Below are 3,059 nucleotides of genomic sequence, written 5' to 3'. Positions count from 1 at the left end.
GTGCATCAGGTGCCAGAGACCGCATCGCGGCGAGTTCTTGCCTCAGCCGGGCGATATCGGGCGACACGTCGAGCCCGGGCTCGGGCCGAGACACCGACACGCGGGCGCTCATCCTGATGTCGAGCGCGTCATGCGCGTCGCGAAAGGCGATCGAGGTGACGTTGTTGCCGAAGAAATCGGAAAAGTCGGAACGTTCGTTGGGTGCCGGCGCAAAGGACAGGGATGCGGCGATGACACGCTGCACGCCTGATATCGTCGACGGCAGTACGCGCACCTGATGACGACCGCCGCCGGCCGCCGCAGCGTAATCGTAATGCAGATGAAGCCTGATGTCGTAGAGCATGTTCTATTTTTCTGCCTTTGCGCAGGTTCTTGTCGCAAAACCCGTGCGACACTTTTGCGGAACCTGCTTAGCCGAAATAGGCTTTGGCGAGGCTGTTGTAGAGGCCGCCGATTTCATAGGCGAGGTCGTCCAGCGCCTTTGCCGTCATATCCGAAGGCTCCTTGATGGCGATCTGGGTGTTGAGCTGCAGGATTTCCTTCGCCGCCGGCGACATTTGTCCCTCCCCGCCGAGCGACGGCAACAGGCCGATTTCGGCCTTCAGCCTTTCGAGCTGGAACAGGATGGAGCGCGGATTGAGCGGATCGAGCGCCAGCAGGTCGATCACCGTGCGCCGACCGGCCTGCACCGGATATTGGCGGCGATGGGTCATCACGCTGTCGCCGATTTCCAGCATCATGTCCAGCGCGCCGTCCGGCGCCTTGGCGCTGGTCAGCCGCGACAGCGTGCGGGAGATCTGGATACCGCGCTCCAGCCGGCGGCCGATCTCGAGGAAGCGCCAACCGGCGAAGCGGTACATGTTCTCGTGCAGCAGGCCGGAAAAGCCGGCGAGCTTGCGCAGGATGACCGTCATCGCCCGGGTCGCGTCGTCGCCGGGCGCGACCGTCGTTGCGAACTGATGGATGGTTTTCGACAGGTCCTTCAGCGCCAGCCAGCCATCGGGCGAGAAGCGGTCGCGGATCTGCCCGGCGCTGTAGACCGCACTATCCAGCGTGCCGATCAGCCCTGACGGGATCGCCGTCTCCACATCGATGCCGAAAGGTTCGAGATAATCCCTGATGTCGGCGAGCAGCGGCATATCCGGGTCGGAGGTTTCGGCGAGCCGCACATGGTAGGCGCGCAGGATGCGCACCGTGTCTTCCGAGCGCTCGATATAGCGGCCGAGCCAGGTCAGGTTCTCCGCCGCGCGACTGGGCAGGCTGCCGGGCCTGGTGCGGCTGAAACTGTCGCCTTCTTGCGGCAGCAGCGTCTCGCGCTCCACCGGTTTGTCGCTGACAACCCAGACATCCGCCGCCTGGCCGCCACGCTGCATGGCGATCGCCGTCGGGTCGAGCGACAGGCCGATTCGGGCAAAACCGCCCGGCATCACCGTCCAGCCCTCCGGCGTTCGCGCCAGGTAGACGCGCAGGCTGGCTGGCCGCGGCTCCAGCCAGCCGCCGACATAGACGGGCGTCGTCGAAAGCGTCACCGCTTCCTGGCCGACGAAATCGCCGCCATCACGTTCAATGCGCGCCACCAGTTCCGCCCGCTCCCCGGCCGACAGAGCCGAGCCTAGCTTCGTTGAATCGTCGTCCTCGAAGGCAAGCCTCGTCGACAGCGCCGGCCCGATCACCATGCGATCGATGTTGGCCAGCACATGCGCGCGTTCGGTTGCTTGCCCGCACCACCATGTCGCGACGCTTGGCAGCAGCAATTCCTCGCCCCGCAAGGCCCGTGAAATCTTGGGCAGGAAGGCAAGCAGCGCGCGCGTCTCCATCAGGCCGGAGCCCAGCGCGTTGACGGTAGCAACCGCGCCCTGGCGGATCGCCTCGACCAGGCCCGGCGTGCCGATCTGCGAATCCGCGCGCAGTTCAAGCGGATCGGCGAAGGCGGCGTCGAGCCGCCGCCACAACACGCTGATCGGCATCAGGCCGGAAACTGTGCGCACCATCAGCCGGCTGCCGGAGACGGTCAAATCCTCGCCTTCGAGCAGCATGATGCCGAGGTAGCGGGCGATGTAGGCGTGCTCGTAATAAGTTTCGTTGAGCGGCCCCGGCGTCAGGATGGCGACGCGGCCGTCGGTTTCCTTGGCCATGCCGATCAGCGCGTCGCGAAAACGGCGGAAAAAGCCGGCAAGGCGGTGCACATGCATCTCGCCATAGATGTCGGACAGCGCGCGCGTGGTGGCGACGCGGTTTTCCAGTGCGAAACCGGCGCCGGACGGCGCCTGCGTGCGATCACCCAGCACCCACCATCGGCCATCAGGCCCGCGGCCGAGTTCGAAGGCGCAGAAATGCAGGAAGTGGCCGCCGGCCGGCCTGGTGCCGACGACAGGCCGCAAATATTCCGGGCTGGCGGCGATCAATCCCGCCGGCAGGATGCCTTTCTCGACCAGCCGGTTCGGCCCGTAGATATCGGCGATGGTTTCCTCGAACAGGTCGGCGCGCTGCACGAGGCCGGCGCTGATCGCCGCCCACTCGCTCTCCTCGATGAGAACCGGGACATGCGCCAGCGGCCATTCGCGCTCATTGGCACCGGCCTTGTCATAGACGCGGTAATAGACGCCGGCATCGCGCAGATACTGGTCGGCGCGGGCAAAGCGCTGGCCGAGCTTTTCAGCGCCAAGTTCCTCGAGCGCCTCGACAAAATGCTTCCAGGCCGGGCGAGGATTGCCTGACGCATCGACCATCTCGTCGACGACGCCGTCGATCGGCTGGTAGTGCTCCAGCAGGCTGTGGGTCTGCGGCTTGCCGCGTCCCCTCTTGTGATTCCCCTTTGCCATCGCTGATCAGAGTCTTGCCGGCCGCCGAAGGTCAAGGGTCATCGGGAAATCTTCCGCCGGTTGTTCTTCACGGATCACATAGGCGGATGGCGTATGACCGCGCGGTTCGAAGCGGGCGAGCCGCCGAGCTTCCGCCTCGTTGCCATTGACCGGAAAGGTGTCGTAATTGCGCCCGCCGGGATGGGCGACATGGTAGACGCAGCCGCCGACCGCACGTCCCGACCAGCGGTCATAGAT

At 65.3% G+C, this 3,059-nt stretch carries 3 protein-coding genes; all 3 read right to left on the bottom strand.

Features of this window, described 5'->3' with window-relative positions; genetic code table 11:
• On the bottom strand, positions 1-343 hold a 343-nt coding region (locus EN984_RS28445; RefSeq protein WP_281057350.1), incomplete at its 3' end, for a transglutaminase N-terminal domain-containing protein.
• A gap of 67 nt (positions 344-410) precedes the next feature.
• Positions 411-2,822, bottom strand: coding sequence for a circularly permuted type 2 ATP-grasp protein (locus EN984_RS28440; protein WP_127270503.1), 2,412 nt, complete (start codon positions 2,820-2,822; stop codon positions 411-413).
• Positions 2,823-2,828: 6 nt separating this feature from the next.
• Positions 2,829-3,059 (bottom strand): transglutaminase family protein (locus tag EN984_RS28435; protein ID WP_164755739.1); only part of this gene is annotated, 231 nt, incomplete at its 5' end.

The sequence above is a fragment of the Mesorhizobium sp. M7A.F.Ca.CA.004.12.1.1 genome (genome assembly GCF_003997835.1).
Taxonomy (GTDB): domain Bacteria; phylum Pseudomonadota; class Alphaproteobacteria; order Rhizobiales; family Rhizobiaceae; genus Mesorhizobium.
Note: the sequence above shows the minus strand (reverse complement) of the source record. Positions and strands in the feature narration are given on the sequence as shown.

Coding starts and splice junctions, on each gene's coding strand:
- EN984_RS28440 (WP_127270503.1), bottom strand. CDS start 2,822: ATGGCAAAGGGGAATCACAAGAGGGGACGCGGCAAGCCGCAGACCCAC.